The sequence below is a fragment of the Streptomyces sp. Je 1-79 genome (genome assembly GCF_025195125.1).
Classification (GTDB): Bacteria; Actinomycetota; Actinomycetes; order Streptomycetales; family Streptomycetaceae; genus Streptomyces.
Map to the genome: position 1 here is coordinate 216623 of NZ_JAMGSL010000011.1, position 21035 is coordinate 237657.

At 72.9% G+C, this 21035-nt stretch carries 14 protein-coding genes; 10 read left to right on the forward strand and 4 right to left on the reverse strand.

Translation table 11 applies throughout. The features are described from left to right. Window positions 1-11 precede the first annotated feature (11 nt). Window positions 12-617 (forward strand): hypothetical protein, encoded by a 606-nt coding sequence (locus M5362_RS23755; protein WP_260229733.1) that lies wholly within the window; start codon window positions 12-14, stop codon window positions 615-617. A gap of 21 nt (window positions 618-638) precedes the next feature. Here M5362_RS23755 and M5362_RS23760 read toward each other — a convergent pair whose 3' ends face one another. Then, window positions 639-2228, reverse strand: a complete 1590-nt coding sequence (locus M5362_RS23760) for a PucR family transcriptional regulator (RefSeq protein ID WP_260229734.1) — start codon at window positions 2226-2228, stop codon at window positions 639-641. Between the two features lie 186 nt (window positions 2229-2414). Between M5362_RS23760 and M5362_RS23765 the strand changes: the two genes are divergently transcribed. The 6 genes from M5362_RS23765 to M5362_RS23790 all read left to right on the forward strand — a co-directional run bounded on the left by M5362_RS23765 (window position 2415) and on the right by M5362_RS23790 (window position 13076). Further along, the gene (locus M5362_RS23765; protein WP_260229735.1) at window positions 2415-3896 is read left to right on the forward strand and encodes a sodium:solute symporter; all 1482 of its coding nucleotides are present in this window, start codon (window positions 2415-2417) and stop codon (window positions 3894-3896) included. An 84-nt stretch (window positions 3897-3980) separates the two neighbouring features. Beyond that, complete coding sequence (gene speB / locus M5362_RS23770) at window positions 3981-4955, forward strand: agmatinase (protein WP_260229736.1); 975 nt, start codon at window positions 3981-3983, stop codon at window positions 4953-4955. Window positions 4956-5215: 260 nt separating this feature from the next. Then, window positions 5216-6898 carry a thiamine pyrophosphate-binding protein gene (locus M5362_RS23775; protein ID WP_260229737.1) on the forward strand — a complete coding sequence of 561 codons (1683 nt, stop codon included), beginning with the start codon at window positions 5216-5218 and terminating at the stop codon, window positions 6896-6898. Between the two features lie 302 nt (window positions 6899-7200). Continuing rightward, on the forward strand, window positions 7201-10917 hold the full coding sequence (locus M5362_RS23780; RefSeq protein ID WP_374214518.1) for an ABC transporter ATP-binding protein: 3717 nt from the start codon (window positions 7201-7203) through the stop codon (window positions 10915-10917). A 153-nt stretch (window positions 10918-11070) separates the two neighbouring features. Then, window positions 11071-11478, forward strand: coding sequence for a hypothetical protein (locus M5362_RS23785; RefSeq protein WP_374214515.1), 408 nt, complete (start codon window positions 11071-11073; stop codon window positions 11476-11478). A 149-nt stretch (window positions 11479-11627) separates the two neighbouring features. Then, window positions 11628-13076 carry a S28 family serine protease gene (locus M5362_RS23790; RefSeq protein ID WP_260229739.1) on the forward strand — a complete coding sequence of 483 codons (1449 nt, stop codon included), beginning with the start codon at window positions 11628-11630 and terminating at the stop codon, window positions 13074-13076. Window positions 13077-13333: 257 nt separating this feature from the next. Here M5362_RS23790 and M5362_RS23795 read toward each other — a convergent pair whose 3' ends face one another. Both M5362_RS23795 and M5362_RS23800 read right to left on the reverse strand, forming a co-directional pair. Next, window positions 13334-15154: a glycoside hydrolase family 3 protein gene (locus tag M5362_RS23795; RefSeq protein WP_260229740.1), complete on the reverse strand. Its 1821-nt coding sequence runs from the start codon at window positions 15152-15154 to the stop codon at window positions 13334-13336. 176 nt (window positions 15155-15330) lie between these two features. Beyond that, window positions 15331-16242, reverse strand: a complete 912-nt coding sequence (locus M5362_RS23800) for a LysR family transcriptional regulator (protein WP_260229741.1) — start codon at window positions 16240-16242, stop codon at window positions 15331-15333. Window positions 16243-16365: 123 nt separating this feature from the next. Between M5362_RS23800 and M5362_RS23805 the strand changes: the two genes are divergently transcribed. Further along, the gene (locus M5362_RS23805; protein ID WP_260229742.1) at window positions 16366-17415 is read left to right on the forward strand and encodes an EamA family transporter; all 1050 of its coding nucleotides are present in this window, start codon (window positions 16366-16368) and stop codon (window positions 17413-17415) included. Between the two features lie 110 nt (window positions 17416-17525). Here M5362_RS23805 and M5362_RS23810 read toward each other — a convergent pair whose 3' ends face one another. Then, window positions 17526-18572, reverse strand: coding sequence for a LacI family DNA-binding transcriptional regulator (locus M5362_RS23810; protein ID WP_260229743.1), 1047 nt, complete (start codon window positions 18570-18572; stop codon window positions 17526-17528). A 144-nt stretch (window positions 18573-18716) separates the two neighbouring features. On the opposite strand from M5362_RS23810, the gene M5362_RS23815 reads away from it, so the two are divergent. Further along, on the forward strand, window positions 18717-19868 hold the full coding sequence (locus M5362_RS23815; protein WP_260229744.1) for a Gfo/Idh/MocA family protein: 1152 nt from the start codon (window positions 18717-18719) through the stop codon (window positions 19866-19868). Then, a complete protein-coding gene (locus M5362_RS23820) occupies window positions 19865-21016 on the forward strand; it encodes a dihydrodipicolinate synthase family protein (RefSeq protein ID WP_260229745.1) in 1152 nt (383 codons plus the stop codon). The genes M5362_RS23815 and M5362_RS23820 overlap by 4 nt, the downstream gene beginning before the upstream one ends. The last annotated feature ends 19 nt before the right edge of the window (window positions 21017-21035 follow it).

Here is a 21035-nt window from a genome sequence, read left to right on the forward strand (position 1 = left end):
GATCCACCACCATGAACAAGCTCCGTGCCGCACTCGCCACCGCCACCGCTGCCGCCCTGGGCCTCGCGGCCCTCGCCACGGCCCCGGCGCAGGCCGCTGCCCAGCCCGCCTTCCTCGCCGCCTCCCAGATGCCGCCGTCGTCGACGCCGTGGACCGCCACCCGGGTCTTCACCGGCATCCCGGAGAACGGCGGCGCCCTCTGCGCCCCGTACAAGATCCCGGCGCAGAACACCCGCTACCGCGAGTTCACCACCGAGCTCGACACCAACGGCGTCCAGATCACCACCGTCGCCCGCACCGAGGCCGACGCCGTGAAGCTGGTCGACACCCTCCGCAAGGCCCTCGCCGGCTGCGGGCCCCTGCTGGAGCGGCAGAACCCGGGCCTGCACGCCGTCAGCGCCTCCCACGGCAAGCTCGCCGTCGAGGAGGGTGCCTGGGTCTACAGCCTGGACACCGCCGACCCGCAGATCGGCATCACCGACATCCACCTCTTCTCCGTCGGCCGCGACGGCCGCACCGTCACCCTCGTCCGCTGGGGGCAGATGGGCGACTTCGAGGACGCCCCGCTGGCGGACTTCAAGAACACCACGCGCACCGCGGTGAACAAGCTCCGCTGACGTGCCCGCCCTCGGCCGGGGTCACATCCGGCCGAGGGCGAACCACAGCTCCATCCGTACGTTCGCGTCGTCCAGGTCCATGGCCAGGAGCGTGGAGCAGCGGGCGATGCGCTGGCGGACCGTGTTGCGGTGGATGTCCAGGGCGACGGCCGTCCGGTCCCAGCTGCCGTGGAGCGAGAGCCAGGTGCGGAGGGTCTCGGTCAGCGGCTCGCCGATCGGTGCGAGCAGGGTCCGGGCGTACGCGGCGGCCTCCGCCTCGTCGATGAGCCCGCCGAACCCGGCGGGCCGGTGGCGTACGAGATCGGTGCGGCCGGCCTCGGCCCTGCGCAGCGCCCGTGCGGCCTGGGCGTCGGCGACGGAGAGGTCGCCGGCGTCGACGGGGGAGCTGACGCCGAGGGTCCATCCGGGCTGGGCGGTGACGGGGGAGGAGGCGGGCAGCAGGAGCCGGACGGTCACGGGGGTGCCGTCCGGCTCGGCCTCGCCCGCCTCCGCGTCGCCGGTTCCGCCCGTGGAGGCTCCGCCCGTGGCGTCGCCCGGGTCGGTGGTGGCCGTGCGCGTCGTCTCGCTGCCGGCTTCGCCCGTGCCCGCCTCCGCGCCGGTGGCTTCCTCGCCCGCGTCCATCAGCGGCGTGCCCAGAGCCGCCGCCAGGCTCGGCGCGGCGAACGGGGTGCCGTCGCCGCCGTGGGCGTGGACGACGGTCCAGGGGCCGGGGCCGAGGGCCGGAGCGGCCTCCTCCGGCCGGGTGCCGAGGAGGAGGCGGACCAGGGCGGCGTCCCGGGCCGAGACGTCGGCGCCCCGGTGCGGGGCGGTCAGCAGGGAGAGCAGGACGACCGCGACGCCCGCGATCGTGTGGTCCCCGGGCTCGCGGCTCTCCGTCGCGACCCCGAGCGTCAGTCCGTCGCCCTCACCGTCGCCGCCGCCCAGCGCGTACGCGGCGAGGCGCAGCCCGTCGCCCTCACCGCTCGCGGAGGCCGGGCCACCGGGCCGGCGGCCCACCACGCCCGCCAGCTCCATGAGCGCCCCGGACGCCGCGCCCGGCAGTTCCCGGCCCGCCGCCGCGTAGGGCGTACCGTCCGCCGCGTAGAGCGCCGCGTGCCCTCCGAGCCGGGACGCGAGCGCCCCGAGGACCGCCGGGACCGGCGCCGGCCGGGCGGCCGCCACCGCAAGCGACTGCTGGGCCTCGGTCACCCGGCGCAGCTCCCGGTGGCGGGCCTCCGCCATCAGCCGCCACACCGCCCGGGCCACCGCCGTGAACGGCGTGTCCGGCGGCACTTCGAGCAGGGGCAGCCCGCGGCGCCCGCACGCGTCGACGAGCGCCGCGGGCACCGTGTCGTACACCGGTGTGACGCCGAAACCGAGCGCCGCCGCCCCTGCCGCCACCACCCGCTCGACATAGTGCTCCGGGTCCGTGAGCTGCACGCCCGCGGTCATCAGCAGCTCGCCGCCGAGGAGGTACGGATACGGGTCGGCCATCTCGGAGGTGTGCACCCAGTGGACGGCGGCGTCCTCCGGGCCGGCGAGGAGCCGCAGCCCGAGGTCCTTCCGGCTCAGCAGCGCGGCCAGCGAGACGGGCGGGGCCGGGGGTGTCGACGTGGGTTCCTTGGCGGGCATCGCTATGGACCTTTCGTACATCGCACCGGGTGAACAGTGGATGAAACCTACGCTTCATCGTCGCTTTCCGGCCACCTAACCTCGTGGCATCCAGCGGCCGCGGGTACGGGCGGATGTCCTCGCGATCAGTCACTGGAGTCACTCCACCCGCACGACACGCCACCGAAGTGAACGAGGGAGGGCCCCATGGCCGTCGACTACACAGTGATCGTCCTGTACTTGGCCGGCATGCTCGCGATGGGCTGGTGGGGCATGCGCCGCGCCAAGTCCAAGAGCGAGTTCCTGGTGGCCGGCCGCCGCCTCGGTCCCTGGATGTACTCCGGCACCATGGCCGCCATCGTCCTCGGCGGCGCCTCCACCATCGGCGGCGTGGGTCTCGGCTACAAGTACGGCCTCTCCGGCGCCTGGATGGTCTTCGCCATCGGCCTCGGACTCCTCGCCCTCTCCGTCTTCTTCTCCGCGCGCATCGCCCGGCTGAAGGTCTACACGGTCTCCGAGATGCTCGACCTGCGCTACGGCGGCAAGGCCGGCGTCATCTCGGGCGTGGTCATGTGGGCGTACACGCTGATGCTCGCGGTCACCTCGACCATCGCGTACGCCACGATCTTCGACGTCCTCTTCGACCTGCCCCGCACGGTCGCGATCGTCCTCGGCGGCGCCATCGTCGTCGCGTACTCGACGCTCGGCGGCATGTGGTCCATCACCCTCACCGACATGGTGCAGTTCGTGGTGAAGACCATCGGCGTGCTGATCCTGCTGCTGCCGATCGCCGTGATCAAGGCCGGCGGGTTCGCGGAGATGAAGGCCCAGCTGCCCACCGAGTACTTCGCGCCGCTCGGCATCGGCGGCGAGACGATCTTCACGTACGTCCTGATCTACACCTTCGGCATGCTCATCGGCCAGGACATCTGGCAGCGCGTGTTCACCGCCCGGACCGACAAGGTCGCCAAGTGGGGCGGGACCGTCGCCGGTACGTACTGTCTCGTGTACGCCCTCGCCGGCGCCGTCATCGGCACCGCGGCCAAGGTGCTCTACCCGAACCTGCCCAGTGCCGACGACGCCTTCGCGACCATCGTCAAGGACGAGCTGCCCATGGGTGTGCGGGGCCTGGTCCTCGCCGCCGCGCTCGCCGCCGTCATGTCGACCTCCTCCGGCGCGCTGATCGCCTGCGCCACCGTCGCCAACAACGACATCTGGTCGAGGTTGCGCGGGCTGACCGCCGGGGGCGGCGGCGAGGACCACGACGAGGTGAAGGGCAACCGCCTCTTCATCCTCCTCATGGGCATCGCCACCATCGCCATCGCCATCGCCCTGAACGACGTCGTCCAGGCGCTGACCGTCGCCTACAACCTGCTGGTCGGCGGACTGCTCGTGCCGATCCTCGGCGGCCTGCTGTGGCGCCGCGGCACCGTGCAGGGAGCCCTCGCCGCGGTCACCGTCGGCGGCCTGTCCGTCATTGGCCTGATGTGGGCTTACGGAATCTTGGCAAATGAGCCTGTTTACTATGGTTTGTTGGCCTCGCTCGCCGCATATGTGATCGTTTCCCTGGCGACCCGCCCGACGGACGCCGCCGTGCTCGCGAACTGGCGCGCCCGGCTGGCGGGCCAGGACACCCCCGAAGCCGACCCGACGACGCCGGAGACCGTGCCGGTGCCGACGACCGGCTGACGGCACCGCAGACTCCCGGCCGGAGCCCGAGACGACCCTCGGGCCCCGGCCGGACATCACCGACACACCCAGGAGGACCCGACCATGAGCAGCGACCAGAACGCCTTCCGCGGCCCGACCGACTCGTCCCGCATCCCGCGGTACGCCGGTCCCGCGACGTTCGCCCGGCTGCCGCGACTCGACGAGGTCGGCACCGCCGACATCGCCGTGGTCGGCGTCCCCTTCGACAGCGGTGTCTCCTACCGCCCCGGCGCCCGCTTCGGCGGCAACGCCATCCGTGAGGCCTCCCGTCTGCTGCGCCCGTACAACCCGGCGCAGGACGCCTCGCCGTTCGCCCTGGCCCAGGTCGCCGACGCCGGTGACATCGCCGCGAACCCCTTCAACATCAACGAGGCCGTCGAGACGATCGAGGCCGCGGCGGACGACCTGCTCTCCACCGGCGCCCGCATGATGACCCTGGGCGGCGACCACACCATCGCGCTGCCGCTGCTGCGCTCCGTCGCCAAGAAGCACGGCCCGGTCGCGCTGCTCCACTTCGACGCCCACCTCGACACCTGGGACACGTACTTCGGCGCCGAGTACACCCACGGCACCCCGTTCCGCCGGGCCGTCGAGGAGGGCATCCTCGACACCTCCGCCCTGTCGCACGTCGGCACGCGCGGCCCGCTGTACGGCAAGCAGGACCTCACCGACGACGAGAAGATGGGCTTCGGCATCGTCACCTCGGCGGACATCTACCGCCGCGGCGCCGACGAGGTGGCCGACCAGCTGCGCCAGCGCATCGGCGACCGGCCGCTGTACATCTCCATCGACATCGACTGCCTCGATCCGGCGCACGCGCCCGGCACCGGCACCCCGGAGGCGGGCGGCATGACATCCCGCGAACTCCTGGAGATCCTGCGCGGCCTGTCCTCCTGCAACCTGGTGTCGGCGGACGTGGTCGAGGTCGCCCCGGCCTACGACCACGCGGAGATCACCGCGGTCGCCGCCTCGCACACGGCGTACGAGCTGACGACGATCATGTCCCGCCAGATCGCGGAGAACCGCGCGGCCCAGTAGCGCGGGGCGCTCGCGGGCCCGGGCCGCAGGGGCGGCCCGCCCGGGGCGGCCGGGTGGTGCCGGCCGCCCCGGTGCCGCATCCGGCCGGCCTCGGGCCGTACCGTCGGACCGGGGGTCACGCCCGGACCGACGGGGCGCGCCCGCGCCGACGGGGCGCGCCCGGACCGGGCGAACGCTCGTCGCGCCGGGCCGCTGCTCGTCCGTCCCTCCTCGTACCACCCCGCCGTACCCGACCGATCACGCCACCCTGGGGAACGTCCATGACCCACGACCACGACCTGGTACTCCGCCCCACGGAGGCGCAGACCGCCGCCGCGCTCAACCCGCCTCCCGGGCGGAACGGTGGCGACCTCGTCGTCGAGACCCTCTCCGGGCTCGGCGCGACCACCGTCTTCGGGCTCCCCGGCCAGCACGCGCTCGGCATGTTCGACGCGCTCCGCCGCTCCTCGCTCTCGTACGTCGGACTGCGCGTCGAGAACAACGCGGGCTTCGCGGCCGACGCGTACGGCCGGATGACCGGCGAGGCGGCCCCGCTGCTGCTCTCCACCGGCCCCGGCTCGCTCATGTCCCTCGCCGCGCTCCAGGAGGCGGCGGCCGCCTCCGCCCCCGTCCTCGCGATCGGCAGCCAGATCCCGGTGGCCGGGCTCGGCGGCGGGCGGCACGGCTACCTCCACGAGCTGCGCGACCAGCAGGCGTCCTTCCGGGACATCGTGAAGTCCGTGCACACCGTCCGCACCCAGTCGCAGATCCCCTCCGCCATCGCGGCGGCGTGGGAGTCGGCGCTGACCGCCCCGCACGGGCCGGTCTGGGTGGAGATCCCGCAGGACGTGCTGCTCGCGGAGACCCTCCTGCCGGTCGTCACGGCGATGGACGCGACACCCGAGGAGGTCGCCCCGCGCCCCGAGCTGACGGCGGTGGCCGCACACCTCCTGGCCAACGCCGAGCGGCCCGCGATCATCGCGGGCGGCGGAGTCGTCCGCTCCGACGCGTCGGGCAAGCTGCGCGCGCTCGCGGAGCGGATCGACGCGCCCGTGGTCACCACCTTCGGCGGCAAGGGCGCGTTCCCCTGGAAGCACCCGCTGTCGCTCCAGTCCTGGCTGGAGGACCGGCACACCACCGACTTCCTGGAGGACGCGGACGTCCTGCTGGTCGTCGGCTCGGGGCTCGGCGAGCTGTCGTCGAACTACCACACGTTCGCGCCGCGCGGCCGGGTGATCCAGATCGAGGCGGACGCGGGCAAGCTGGAGTCCAACCACCCGGCGCTCGGTATCCACGCGGACGCCCGCCTCGCCCTCCAGGCGCTCCTGGAGACGGTGGACGAGCGACGGGACGAGACCGCGCCCGCGCGGGTCGAAGCCGTTCTCACCAAGGTCAGGGACCGGATCGCGGCGCAGGACCTCGGCCTGGAGCAGCGGATCGTGGCCTCGGTGCGCGAGGCGCTGCCGGACGACTCGCCCAGCTTCTGGGACATGACGATCCTCGCCTACTGGGCCTGGTCGGCCTTCGACGCCCGCCACCCGAACACCATGCACTCCGCCCAGGGCGCCGGCGGTCTCGGCTACGGCTTCCCCGCCGCCCTCGGCGCGGCGGCGGCCGACCCGACGCGCCCGGTCCTCGCGGTCTCGGGCGACGGCGGCGCGATGTACTCGATCGCGGAGCTGGCGACGGCGAAGCAGTACGGCTCGGACGTCACGTGGCTGATCGTCGACGACGGCGGCTACGGCATCCTGCGCGAGTACATGACGGACGCCTTCGGTGAGGCGACGGCGACGGAGCTGGCCCGCCCGGACTTCGTGGCCCTGGCGGAGTCCTTCGGCGTCCCGGCGGTCCGTACGACCCCGGAGACCCTGACGGCCGACCTCTCGAAGGCCCTTGCGACCCCCGGCCCGTCGGTGGTGGTCCTCCCGGCCCTCCTGCGCATGTTCGAACCGACGCACCTCTGAGGCCGGACACCGGCGCAACCGTCCCCGCTCTTCGCGAGTCCTCCACTCGTGGCACGCCCCCGGCGCCGGCGGCGGCTCGCCGCCGCCTCCACCGCCTTCACCGCCGTCGGCGTGACCGCGGTCTTTCTGCTGTTCTACGCCGACTGACCGTCTCCGACCGTCCGACGGTCCTAGGACCAGCGACCGGTCTTCTCCCACAGTTTGTTGCGGCGGGATGAAATCCCACCCCACCCGCGTTGGTGCCTTCCGGTAGAGCAGGACGAACGGGAGGCGACCACGTGGCCGCGGCGGGGCAGGAACAGGTGGACCGGCAGGCGCCGCGTGCGCGGGGCTGGGCGCGCAGGCTGGCCGGGTACGCCTGGCGGTACAAGGCCAACGTCGTGCTCGCCCTCGGGTCCTCGCTCGCCGGAATGGCCCTCCTCGCGCTCGTCCCGCTGATCACCAAGGTGATCATCGACGACGTCATCGGAGCGAAGACCCGGTCGCTCTCCGTCTGGACCGGTCTCCTCATCGGCGCCGCCGTCTTCGTCTACGCGCTCACCTACGTCCGCCGCTACTACGGGGGCCGGCTCGCCCTCGACGTCCAGCACGACCTCCGTACCGAGATGTACGGCACCATCACCCGGCTCGACGGCCGGCGGCAGGACGAGCTGTCCACCGGGCAGGTCGTCGGACGGGCCACGAGCGACCTCCAGCTCATCCAGGGCCTGCTCTTCATGCTCCCGATGACGATCGGGAACATCCTGCTCTTCCTGATCTCGCTGGCCGTCATGGCGTGGCTCTCCCTCCCGCTCACCCTCGTCGCCCTGGCCGTCGCCCCCGCGCTCTGGTTCATCGCCAAGCGCAGCCGAACCCGCCTCCACCCCGCCACCTGGTACGCCCAGGCCCAGGCCGCCTCCGTCGCCGGGGTCGTCGACGGGTCCGTGACCGGGGTCCGCGTCGTCAAGGGCTTCGGACAGGAGGACCAGGAGACCGGGAAGATCCGGGACGCCAGCCGCAAGCTCTTCGCCGGCCGTATGCGTACGATCCGGCTGAACTCGCGGTACACCCCCGCCCTCCAGGCCGTCCCGGCCCTCGGGCAGGTCGCCGTCCTCGCCCTCGGCGGCTGGCTCGCCACCCGTGGCCAGATCACCCTCGGCACCTTCGTCGCCTTCTCGGCGTACCTCGCGTCCCTCGTCGGCCCCGTCCGCATGCTCGCCATGGTCCTCACCGTCGGCCAGCAGGCCCGCGCGGGCGTCGACCGCGTGCTTGAGCTCATCGACACCGAGCCGGTCATCAAGGACGGCACGAAGGAGCTGCCGGCGGACGCAGAGGCCACGGTCGAGTTCGACGACGTGAGCTTCGCCTACGACGACGGGCGCCCCGTCCTCGACGGCTTCTCCCTGGAGATCCGCTCCGGCGAGACCGTCGCCGTCGTCGGCGCGTCCGGGAGCGGCAAGTCGACCGTCTCGCTCCTCCTGCCCCGCTTCTACGACGTCGGCCACGGCGCCGTCCTCGTCGGCGGCCACGACGTCCGCGAGCTCACCCTCGACTCGCTGCGCGCCGCCATCGGGCTGGTCCCCGAGGACAGCTTCCTGTTCTCCGACACCGTCCGCGCCAACATCGCGTACGGTCACCCGGACGCCACCCAGGAGCAGATCGAGACCGCCGCCCGCGCCGCCCAGGCGGACCGTTTCATCGCCGAGCTGCCCGACGGCTACGACACCAAGGTCGGCGAGCACGGCCTCACCCTCTCCGGCGGCCAGCGCCAGCGCGTCGCCCTCGCCCGCGCGATCCTCACCGACCCCCGGCTGCTCCTCCTCGACGACGCCACCTCCGCCGTCGACGCCCGCGTGGAGCACGAGATCCACGAGGCCCTCGCCTCCGTGATGGCCGGCCGCACCACCCTCCTCATCGCCCACCGCCGCTCCACCCTGGGCCTCGCCGACCGGATCGCCGTCCTCGACGGCGGCAGGCTCTCCGACATCGGCACCCACGAGGAGCTGGAGCGGCGCTCCGCGCTCTACCGGCGGCTCCTCACCGACCCCGACGAGCTCGGCGGCGTCTCGCCCGGCCACACGGCGCCCGTCGAGGTGCCCGAGGACCGCACCCTGCGCGCCGAACTCGACGCGGAGTTCGACGCCGAACGCGGCATCACCCCCACCCTGTGGGTCCGCGAGGAGACGCCCGCCGAGGAGTCCCAGGCCCCAGGGGCCACCCCAGAACTCCTGGCCGCCGTCGAGGCGCTGCCGCCCGCCACCGACATCCCCGACATCGACGAGGCCCGTGCCGTCACGCCCGAGGCGTCGTACGGACTGCGCCGCCTGCTGCACGGCTTCGGGATCCCCCTCCTCATCAGCCTCGGCCTCGTCGCCCTCGACGCCGGCATGGGCCTGCTGCTGCCGATCCTGATCCGGCACGGCATCGACGACGGCGTCAACAAGCTCGCCATGGGCGCCGTCTGGGCCGCCTCCGCGCTCGCCCTGGTGGCCGTCCTCGTGCAGTGGGTCGCCCAGACCGCCGAGACCCGGATGACCGGCCGGACCGGCGAACGGGTCCTCTACGCCCTGCGCCTGAAGATCTTCGCCCAGCTCCAGCGGCTCGGGCTCGACTACTACGAGCGCGAGCTGACCGGCCGCATCATGACCCGGATGACGACGGACGTGGACGCCCTGTCCACGTTCCTGCAGACCGGTCTCGTCACCGCGTTCGTCTCCGTCGTGACCTTCTTCGGGATCATGGTCGCGCTGCTCGTGCTCGACCTCCAGCTCGCCCTGGTGGTCTTCGCGACGCTCCCGGTCCTCGCCGTCGCCACGTACTTCTTCCGCCGCTCCAGCGTGAAGGCGTACGAGCTGGCGCGGGAGCGGATCAGCGTCGTCAACGCCGACCTCCAGGAGTCGGTCGCCGGGCTCCGCATCGTCCAGGCCTTCCGCCGCGAGCACTCGGGCGCCGCCCGGTTCGCGGCCCGCAGCGACGAGTACCGTCAGGCCCGCGTCCGCGGACAGTGGCTGATCTCCATCTACTTCCCCTTCGTCACGCTGCTGTCCTCCGTGGCCGCCGCGGGCGTGATGATCGTCGGCGCGAACCGGATCGAGGCGGGCTCGCTGACGACCGGCGCCCTGGTCGCCTACCTCCTCTACATCGACCTCTTCTTCGCGCCCGTGCAACAGCTCTCCCAGGTGTTCGACGGCTACCAGCAGGCCGCCGTCTCGCTGAAGCGCATGCAGGAGCTGCTCCAGGAGCCGACGTCCACCGCCGAAGCCGACGCCCCGCTCGACGTCCTGTCGCTGCGCGGCGAGATCGCCTTCGAGGACGTGTCGTTCGCGTACGGCTCCGAGGAGGAGGCCCTCACCGGCGTCGACCTGCGGATCCCCGCCGGGCAGACCGTCGCCTTCGTCGGCGAGACCGGCGCCGGGAAGTCCACGCTGGTCAAGCTCGTCGCCCGGTTCTACGACCCCACCTCGGGCCGGGTCACCGCCGACGGCGCCGATCTCAGGGACCTGGACCTCACCGCGTACCGCCACCGGCTCGGCGTCGTCCCCCAGGAGGCGTACCTCTTCGCCGGGACGGTCCGTGACGCCATCGCCTACGGCCGCCCCGACGCGACCGATGCCGAGGTCGAGGCGGCGGCCCGCGCGGTCGGAGCCCACGACATGATCGCGACCCTGGACGGCGGCTACCTGCACGAGGTCGCCGAGCGCGGACGCAACCTCTCCGCCGGCCAGCGCCAGCTGATCGCCCTCGCCCGCGCCGAGCTCGTCGACCCGGACGTCCTGCTCCTCGACGAGGCCACCGCCGCGCTCGACCTGGCCACCGAGGCCCAGGTCAACCAGGCCACCGACCGCCTGGCCGGCCGTCGTACGACGCTGGTCGTCGCCCACCGCCTCACCACGGCCGCCCGCGCGGACCGGGTGATCCTCATGGCCCACGGCCGTGTCGCGGAGGACGGCACCCACGACGAGCTCCTCGCACGGGACGGCCGGTACGCGGAGCTCTGGCGCGCGTTCATCGGCGAGGAGGAGCCGGCGACGGCGGTCTGAGCGGCCCGGCCGCAGGCCGGGACGGGCGGCCACGGCGGGATGCGGAGCACCGCGCTCCCGCCGTCCGCGCCGCCGCCTCCTGCGGCCGGAGGCAACCGCTCGGCGCTCCCCTGCGTCGTACGCATGTACGGCACAGAGTCGGGAGGGGATCCAGTGTTCGAAGGAACCAGTGGGAAAGGGCGCGGCACACGGCTGCTCGGGTATCTGACGGCGGTGCTGCTCACCGTCGGCGCCCTCTCCCTCGCCGGGCCCGGGGTCGCGCGCGCCGACGCCGCCTCGCTCTGCACCGGCCGGGCCACCAAGACCGTCTCCTTCGCCACCGGAGAGCTGAGGCTCTACCGGAGCCGCCAGTACGTCTGCGCCGTCACCGTCGCCAAGCGCCCCGGCGCGCGCCGCGCGATGTCCGTCTCCCTCCAGCCGCGCGGCGGTCGCCCCGTCGTCGACAGCGGGAACTTCACCCGCCAGGCCGGCCCCGTCACCGTCCACGCCCTCAACCGCTGTGTCCGCGCGACCGGTTCCGTCGCCGGACGGAGCGGATCGACGGGCTGGGTCCTCTGCTGAGACCCGCGCGGTGAACTCCGTGCCCGGTTCCGTACCGAATCCCGGGCCGCAACCTGTGGCGATTCGGAGGTAAGGGTCAACTGGGTCTGGCGGCACGCACGTTGCCCCCGCTAGGTTCGCGACACCGTTGTGAATCAAGGGGAGGGTGAATGCGCAAGTCGCTGATCTGGCTGACGTCGCTCACAGTGCTCATAGGCACCGTCGGGGCGAGCGGTGCGGCTACCGCCGCCGAGTCGGCCACCGGCAGCCCGACCGTCGCCGAGAGCGCCGTCGGTACGGACATCAAGGACCGCATCCTGGCGATCCCCGGGATGAGCCTGATCGAGGAGAAGCCGTACGCCGGCTACCGCTACTTCGTCCTCGAGTACACCCAGCCGGTCGACCACCGCCGTCCGTGGAAGGGGACGTTCAAGCAGCGCCTCTCCCTCCTCCACAAGGACACGGACCGGCCGACCGTCTTCCACACCAGCGGCTACGGGCTGAGCACCACCCCCAGCCGCCGCGAGCCCACGCGGATCATCGACGGCAACCAGGTCTCGATGGAGTACCGCTTTTTCACGCCGTCCCGGCCGCAGCCCGCCGACTGGTCGAAGCTCGACATCTGGCAGGCCGCGAGCGACCAGCACCGCATCTTCACCGCCCTGAAGAAGATCTACGGGCAGAAGTGGCTCTCCACCGGCGCCTCCAAGGGCGGTATGACGGCCACGTACTACGAGCGCTTCTACCCCCGCGACATGGACGGCGTCGTCGCCTACGTGGCGCCGAACGACGTGAACAACAAGGAGGACTCGGCGTACGACCGGTTCTTCGAGAACGTCGGGACCAAGGAGTGCCGCGACCGCCTCAACGCGCTGCAGCGCGAGGCGCTCGTCCGCCGCGCCCCGCTGCAGAAGAAGTACAAGGAGTGGGCCGCCGCCGAGGGCGCCACCTTCAACACCGTCGGCTCCCTGGACAAGGCGTACGAGGCGGTCGTCCTCGACTTCGTCTGGGGCTTCTGGCAGTACTACGGCGAGGACGTCTGCGGTTCGGTCCCGGACGCGAGGACGGCGAGCGACGACGAGGTCTACGAGACCATCGACGCCTACTCCGGCTGGTCGTTCTACACCGACCAGGGCCTGGATCCGTACACCCCGTACTACTACCAGGCGGCCACCGAACTCGGCTCGCCCAGCATCAAGCTGCCCCACCTCGAGGGCCTGACCCGCTACGGCTACCAGCCGGCGCGGAACTTCGTGCCGCGCGAGATCCCGACGACGTTCAAGCCGTCGGCGATGCGGGACGTGGACCGCTGGGTCCGCGGGAACGCGAACCGGATGCTGTTCGTGTACGGCGGCAACGACCCGTGGGGAGCGGAGCCGTTCCGTCTCGGCAAGGGCGCCCGTGACAGCTACGTCTTCACGGCCCCGGGTGCCAACCACGGTGCCCAGGTCGAGGGCCTCGTCGAGGCCGAGCGCGCCAAGGCCACGGCGCGCATCCTCGACTGGGCCGGGGTCGACGCGCCGGCCGCCGCGGCCGGGCAGCCGCTGGCCCGCTTCGACGCCCGCCTCGACAAGCCGGCGGACGACGAGCTGAACCGCGAGCGCGGCGTACGCCCGTAACGACGCGTGACGCGCCCGGCGGCCCCACGACCGCCGGGCGCGCAGCTCGCGGGTCTCGCAGCCGCCGGCACCGCCCTCGCACCCACCGCCGCCCGCAGGCACCCGGTCGCCGTCACCAGCAGAACCGCGCACGCCACGGACCGCCCCGCCCCGCTCCTGGGAGCGTGCATGAAAGACCCCCCGGTCTCCGAGTCCGGCGTGGCCCGCCGGAGCGGGCGCACGCCAGGGAGAACGGGGGGTCCGGGCCGCGCGTTACGTCACGCGTAGGACAGCCCGTGGCCGACGGGGTACAGCACCCGCGTCGGATCGTCCGCCCGCTGCACGGGGACGGGCAGACGGCCGCGCGGCTCGGCCCTGCCCGCGAGGACCCTTACGGCGGCCCGGAGTTCGACATCGGTCCAGGAGTAGGCGGCGAGGGTGGCCCGCTGTCCGGTGGTCCAGGCGACGTCGTACGGGTTGCGGATCGCGATCGTGACGACCGGCACCCCGGTCGCGACGAGCCGTGCGACGAGGGTGCGCTGAGGGCTGGTCGCCGAGACGTTGTACGTGCCGACGACGACCACGTCCTTGCCGGCGGCTGCCGCCACGGCCTCCTCGATCTTCGCCGCCGTCGGGGTGATTCCGGTGGACAGCGCCGTGGCGGTGAAGCCGAGTTCGGTGAACGCGGTGGCGAGGGTGGTGGTCGGGGGCCCGGTGGTGCCGGACGGCGAGGCCGGGTCGGCGCCGACGACCAGCACGTCGCCGTGGCTGCGCCGGCTGACCGGCAGGAACCGGCCCTCGTTGACCAGCAGGGTGGTGGTGCCCTCGGCGATCCGGTCGGCCCGGGCGAGGTGGGCGCGGGTGCCGACCGTACGGTCCACTCCGGCGGCGGTGACGTACGGCCGGCGGAACAGCCCCAGCCGGGCCTTGAGGCGCAGGATCCGCAGGATCGATTCGTCGAGCCGGGCCTCGGTCAGTTCGCCGTCCTTGACGGCCTGGAGGACCGCGTTCCAGGCGATGTCCAGCTTCGGCGGGTTGAGCAGCTGGTCGACACCGGCCTTGAGCGCGAGCACGGGCACGCGGTCGTCGCCGTACTTCGTCCGTACGCCCTCCATGCCGAGGGAGTCCGTCACCACCACGCCGTCGTAGCCGAGTTCCTCGCGCAGGATGCCGGTCAGGATCGGGCGGGAGAGGGTCGCCGGGTCCTCGCTCGGGTCGAGTGCGGGGACGACGATGTGCGCCGTCATGATCGAGTCGATGCCGGCGGCGATCGCGGACCGGAACGGCGGGGCGTCCAGCTCGGCCCACTGCTCGCGGGTGTGCGTGATGGTCGGCAGGCCGTAGTGGCTGTCGGTGGCCGTGTCGCCGTGCCCGGGGAAGTGCTTGGAGGTCGCCGCGACTCCGGCCTGCTGGTACCCCCTGACCTGGGCGGACACCAGGTCGGCCACGGCCTCGGGGTCGGATCCGAAGGAGCGGACGCCGATCACGGGGTTGGCGGGGTTGACGTTGACGTCGGCGACGGGCGCGTAGTTCTGCCGGATGCCGACGGCGGCCAGCTCGGCGCCCGCGATCCGCGCGGCGTCACGGGCGTCGGCGCGGGAGCCCCCCGCGCCGAGCGCCATCGCCCCCGGGAGCAGGGTGGCCGGCTCGCCGACCCGGCAGACGATGCCGTGCTCCTGGTCGGTGGAGATGAGCAGGGGGAGGGGCGTCGGCTGGGCCAGGCCCGCGCGCTGGATGCCGTTGGACAGCTCGGCGATCTGGTGGGGGTCGCGGGTGTTGTGCGCCCACGTGAAGTAGATGACGCCGCCGACGTGGTACTTCTCGACGAGATCGGCGGCCGTGCGGACGCCGATCTCCGCGAGGTTGGCATCGATGTCGGCCTGGTCGGGATCGGTGGCGGAGTGGCCGTACACCCGCATCACGAAGAGCTGGCCGACCTTCTCCTCCAGCGACATGCGGGAGATGAGCCGTTCGAGGCTCCTGAGGCTCGTGTCCGGCTCGGCGTGGGCGACGGGGACGGTGACGCCGGTGACGGCGGCGGCCGCGGCGGCGGCGGTGACGGTGAGGAGGGTGCGTCGGGAGGGGGCGCGGTGGTGCACTGATGCTCCTTCCGGCCGTGCGGGGTTGACGGAAGTGGGTGAAGGAAACTTCCAAGGTGCAACGGATAGCCCGAAAGTAACTGCCAGGTCAAGGATCCGCGCAAGGATCCGCCCGAGGTTCTGTGCCCAAGGGGTCAGGTGGCGGCGGATGTCCGCCCGAGGTTCTGCTCGGGGGGTCAGGTGGCGGCGGAGACCGCGGGCCAGAGTTCCTGGAGCGTACGGACGGTCTCGGTGATCGCGGGACGCCGTGCCGCGCCCGTGCGCCACAGCGCGTGCAGGCGGCGCGTCGGCATCGGATCCAGCCGGACCGGGGTCACCTCGGGCGGGAGTGGGCCGCGGCCCAGACGCGGCACCAGCGCGATCCCGAGGCCCGCCGCGACCAGGGCGACCTGGGTGTGGTTCTCCTCCGCCTGGTGGACGATGTGCGGCTCGTAGCCGGTGGCCCGCAAGGTCTGCATCAGCCAGTCGTGGCAGACCGTCCCGGGCGGCTGGGTGATCCACCGCTCGCCGGCCAGCTCCTCCCGCCGTACCGACGCCCGCCCGGCCATCGGATGGTCGCGCGGCACGAGCAGGTCGCACAGGTCGTCGCCGATCACGGCCTGCTCCACCCCGGGCGGGGTCGGCATCGGGGCGATGTCCCAGTCGTGGGCCACGGCGAGGTCGATCACGCCGCGCCCGACGAGCTCGACCGAGATGTGCGGGTCGACCTCCGTGAGGCGGGCGTCGAGCTCCGGGTGCCGGGTCGCCAGTTCGGCGAGGACCCGGGGCATCAGACCGCGCGAGGCGCTCGCGAAGCAGCCGATCGACAGCCGGCCCGACGGCAGCCCGCGCCGCTCTTCGAGGCGCACCTCCGCCTGCTCGACGAGCGCGAGCAACTGCTCGGCCGTGGCGGCCAGTCGGTGCGCCTCGTCGGTGAGCCGGACCCCGCGGCCCCGGCGTTCGAGAAGGATCGTGCGGGTCTCCCGTTCCAGCTTGGCGATCTGCTGGGAGACGGCCGACGGGCTGAAGCCGAGGGCGGCGGCCGCGGCGGCCACCGAACCGTGGACGGCGACGGCGTGGAGGGCGCGCAGGCGTCCGAGGTCGAGCATGGGCGGGCTCCTCGGGGTTGGTCCTCGGGTCGGCGGTGGCCCTGCGGGTGAAGCGTTGCTTCATCCAACCATGAAGAAATCAGTGCTGGTGCTACACGGTCGAGATGGGTGACCCTCTCTCACATGCGCCCTGCCCACATCGCCCTGGCCGCGCTCGTCGCCGCCGTCTGGGGAGTCAACTTCGTCGTCATCGAGATCGGTCTCGACCACTTCCCGCCCCTGCTCTTCTCCGCCCTCCGCTTCCTCGTCGCCGCCCTGCCCGCGGTCTTCCTCGTCGGGCGCCCCACGGTCGCCTGGAAGTGGATCGTGGGCGTGGGACTGGCCCTGGGCGTGGCCAAGTTCGGCCTGCTCTTCACGGGCATGGACATCGGCGCCCCCGCCGGGCTCTCCTCGCTGATCCTCCAGATCCAGGCGGTGTTCACGGCCCTGTTCGCCTTCGTCGCGCTCGGCGAACGCCCCGGGAAGGTCAAGACCGCGGGCATGGCGGTCGCGCTCGCGGGCATCGGTGTCGCGGCGGTCGACGAGGGCGCCACCGGCCCGCTGGCGGGCTTCGCGCTGTGCGTCGCGGCGGCGGCCTGCTGGGGCGTCTCCAACGTCCTGACCCGCAAGGCCTCCCCGCCCGACGCCCTCAACTTCATGGTCTGGGTCAGCACCGTGCCTGTCCTTCCGCTGCTCGCCCTCTCCCTCCTCCTGGAAGGGCCGGAGCGGGGTCTCGAAGCGGTGCGGGGGCTCGACTGGACCGGCGTCGGAGTCGTCGTCTACGTCGCCTGGATCGTCACCGTCTTCGGCTTCGGCGCCTGGGGCTGGCTCCTGCGCCGCTACCCGGCCTCCTCGGTGGCCCCCTTCTCGCTGCTGGTCCCGGTCTTCGGGATGTCCTCGGCGGCGCTCTTCCTGGACGAGGGCATCAGCCCGCTGCGCTGGTGCGCGGCGGCGCTGCTGGTCGGCGGAGTGGCGCTGACGTCGCTCTCACCCGGCCGCCGCACGACGGCGGGCCCTGCGGGAGCGGTGGCCGCGGGGGTGGGGGGCCCGGGGGTGGTGGCCGCGGGGGTGGGCTCTGCGGGGCTGGCAGCCCCAGGGGTGGCGACCCCAGGCCCGGTCGGCCCGGGGGAGAGCGGCGTACGCGAGGAGCGGCTCGGGGAGGCCCACCCCGGCGGGGCGCCGACGCGGCCGTAGCCCCCCGGGCGCCGACGCGGCCGTAGCCCCGGGCCGGGCGATGCCTGGGGGGCCGCCTGCCCGCAGATGCCCAGGTCGTAGGGGCGCGGGGGCGCCCGAGAGGAGCGCGGTCAGCTCCGGGGGCGCGCCGTGGAGTCCCGTACCAGCAGTTCCGCCGGGATCGTCGTCACGCCGCCCGGCGGGGGCTGCTCCGTGCCCACCGCGAGGCGGCCCGCCCGCGCGCCCGCCTCGTGGAGCGGCAGCCGTACGGTCGTCAGCGCCGGGACCGCGTCGATCGAGAACGGCAGGTCGTCGAAGCCCGCCACCGAGACGTCCTCCGGAATCCGCAGGCCCCGGTCCCGCAGCGCCGCGCACGCGCCCAGTGCCACCGTGTCGTTCGCCGCCACGACCGCCGTCAACGACGGCTCCCGGCGCAGGAGTTCGAGCGTCGCGTCGTAGCCGGACCGCCGGTCGTACGGGCCGTGGACCGTCGGTCCCTCGGCCACCCCTGCCGCCGCCAGCGCCTCCCGGTGGCCCTCCAGCCGGTGCCGCGTCGTCGTCCGGTCCGCCGGCCCCGCCACGTAACCGATCCGCCGGTGCCCGAGCGAGAGCAGGTGCTCGGCGAGCCGCCGCGCCCCCGCCCGGTTGTCGAAGGTGAGCGCCGCGACGCTCGCGTCCCCCTCCACCAGGGGCCGGCCGCACAGCACGACCCGGGTCCCCGCGTCCGTCAGCTTGGTGAGCTTCGCCGACACCGCCGCCATGTGCTCCGGGTCCTCCAGGGACCCCCCGGTCAGGATCACGGCCGCGGCGCGCTGCCGCTGGAGCAGGGTGAGGTAGGTGAGTTCGCGCTCGGGCGAACCGCCCGTGTTGCAGACCACGGCCAGCTTCTCGCCGCCCGCCCGCCCCGACGCCCCTTCCCCGATCGCGTTCTGCGCGGCGCCCGCCATGATCCCGAAGAAGGGGTCGGCGATGTCGTTGACGAGGACGCCGATCAGGTCGGACGTGGCGGCGGCGAGTGAGCTCGCGGGCCCGTTCAGGACGTAGTCCAGCTCGTCCACCGCCCGCAGCACCCGCTCCCTGGTCGACGCGGCGACCGGGTAATTGCCGTTCAGGACGCGGGAGACGGTGGCGGGGGAGACCTGGGCACGCGCGGCCACATCCGCCAGCGTCACGGTCATCGCGTACCTCCGGGGGAGTCGGGAGCGGGGTGGCGCCGGGCTGAAGATGGCGGACCCCTTGTCCGGTGTGTTGTCGGCAGGCTAGCGTCTCCGTTCGTAGAAAGCGCTTTCTGTTTTGAGTACGCACATGATGGAGGCACCTTCGTGACACGCAGGACAGTCCGTATCGCCATGAACGGCGTCACCGGACGCATGGGCTATCGCCAGCACCTCGTCCGTTCGATCCTCGCCCTGCGCGAGCAGGGCGGTCTCGACCTCGGCAACGGCGAGACCCTCTGGCCCGAGCCCGTTCTCGTCGGCCGCCGCGAGCACGCCCTGCGCGCACTCGCCGAGCAGCACGGTCTCACCGAGTGGTCCACCGACCTCGACGCCGTCCTCGCCGACGAGTCGGTGGAGATCTACTTCGACGCGCAGGTCACCTCCGCCCGGGTGGACGCGATCCGCAGGGCCGTCGCCGCCGGGAAGCACGTCTACACCGAGAAGCCGACGGCGGGAGACCTGGCGGGCGCCCTGGAACTCGCCAGGCTGGCCACCGAGAAGGGCGTCAAGCACGGCGTCGTCCAGGACAAGCTCTTCCTGCCGGGCCTGCTCAAGCTGAAGCGCCTGATCGACGGCGGCTTCTTCGGCGAGATCCTCTCCGTGCGCGGGGAGTTCGGCTACTGGGTCTTCGAGGGTGACTGGCAGGACGCCCAGCGCCCCAGCTGGAACTACCGCGCCGAGGACGGCGGCGGCATCGTCGTCGACATGTTCCCGCACTGGGAGTACGTGCTCCACGAGCTCTTCGGCCGGGTCACGAGCGTCACCGCGCACGTCGCCACGCACGTCCCGCAGCGCTGGGACGAGCAGGGCAAGCCGTACGCCGCGACCGCCGACGACGCCGCGTACGGGATATTCCAGCTGGAGGGCGGGGCGGTCGCCCAGATCAACTCCTCCTGGACGGTCCGCGTCAACCGCGACGAACTCGTCGAGTTCCAGGTCGACGGCACCCACGGCTCCGCCGTCGCCGGCCTGCGGAACTGCCGCGTCCAGCACCGCTCGGCCACCCCCAAGCCGGTCTGGAACCCGGACATCCCGGCCACCGAGCCCTTCCGCGAGCAGTGGCAGGAGGTGCCGGACAACGCCGCGTTCGACAACGGCTTCAAGGCCCAGTGGGAGCTCTTCCTCAGGCACGTCGTCCTCGACGAGCCGTACCAGTGGGACCTGCTCGCGGGCGCGCGCGGCGTCCAGCTCGCCGAGCTGGGGCTGCGGTCCTCGGCCGAGGGCCGCCGCCTGGAGGTCCCGGAGGTCTCGCTGTGATCCGCCTTCCCGACGGTGCCGGAGGGGTACGGGAGTACCTCCCGCGCCCGGCGCGCGCGCTCGTCCCCGTGGGCGGCGCCCTGACCTCCCGTACGGTCTTCTCCGCCGCCCATGTCGTCGCCGACCCGTACGCCGACACCACCCCCGACGGTCCGGCCGCCGTCGACTGGGACGCCACGCTCGCCTTCCGCCACCACCTCTGGGCGCAGGGCCTCGGCGTCGCGGAGGCCATGGACACCGCGCAGCGCGGCATGGGGCTGGACTGGGCGGGCGCGGCCGAACTGATCCGCCGCTCGGCTGCCGAGGCCAAGGCGGTGGGAGGCCGCATCGCGTGCGGTGTCGGCACCGACCAGCTGGCGGGCCCGGCGGATCTCATGGTGGTCCGCAAGGCGTACGAGGAGCAGCTCGCCCTCGTCGAGGAGTCCGGCGCCCAGCCCATCCTGATGGCCTCGCGGGCCCTCGCGGCCGCCGCCGAGAGCCCGGACGACTACCTCGACACGTACACCCATCTGCTCCGCCAGGCGGGCGAGCCGGTGATCCTGCACTGGCTCGGGCCGATGTTCGACCCGGCGCTGGACGGGTACTGGGGCTCGGCCGACCTGGACACCGCGACCGACACCTTCCTGGAGGTCATCGCGGCCCACCCGGACAAGGTGGACGGCATCAAGGTCTCGCTCCTCGACGCGCAGCGCGAGGTCGACCTGCGCCGCCGTCTTCCTGAGGGCGTCCGCTGCTACACGGGCGACGACTTCCACTACCCGGAGCTGATCGCGGGGGACGAACAGGGCTTCAGCCACGCCCTCCTCGGCATCTTCGACCCGCTGGGGCCGCTGGCGGCGGAGGCGGTACGGGTCCTGGACACGGGCGACGTGAAGGGGTTCCGCGCGGTCATGGACCCGACGGTGGAGCTGTCCCGGCACCTCTTCCAGGCGCCGACCCGCTTCTACAAGACGGGGGTCGTGTTCCTGGCCTGGCTGGCCGGCCATCAGGAGCACTTCACGATGGTCGGCGGTCTGCAGTCCGCCCGCTCGCTGCCGCACCTTGCGCGGGCCTACGAACTGGCCGACGGACTGGGCCTGTTCCCCGATCCGGAGCTGGCGGAATCCCGGATGAGGTCCCTGCTGACGGTCTACGGAGTGAGCCGGTGACGGTCGAACCCCTTTCGCG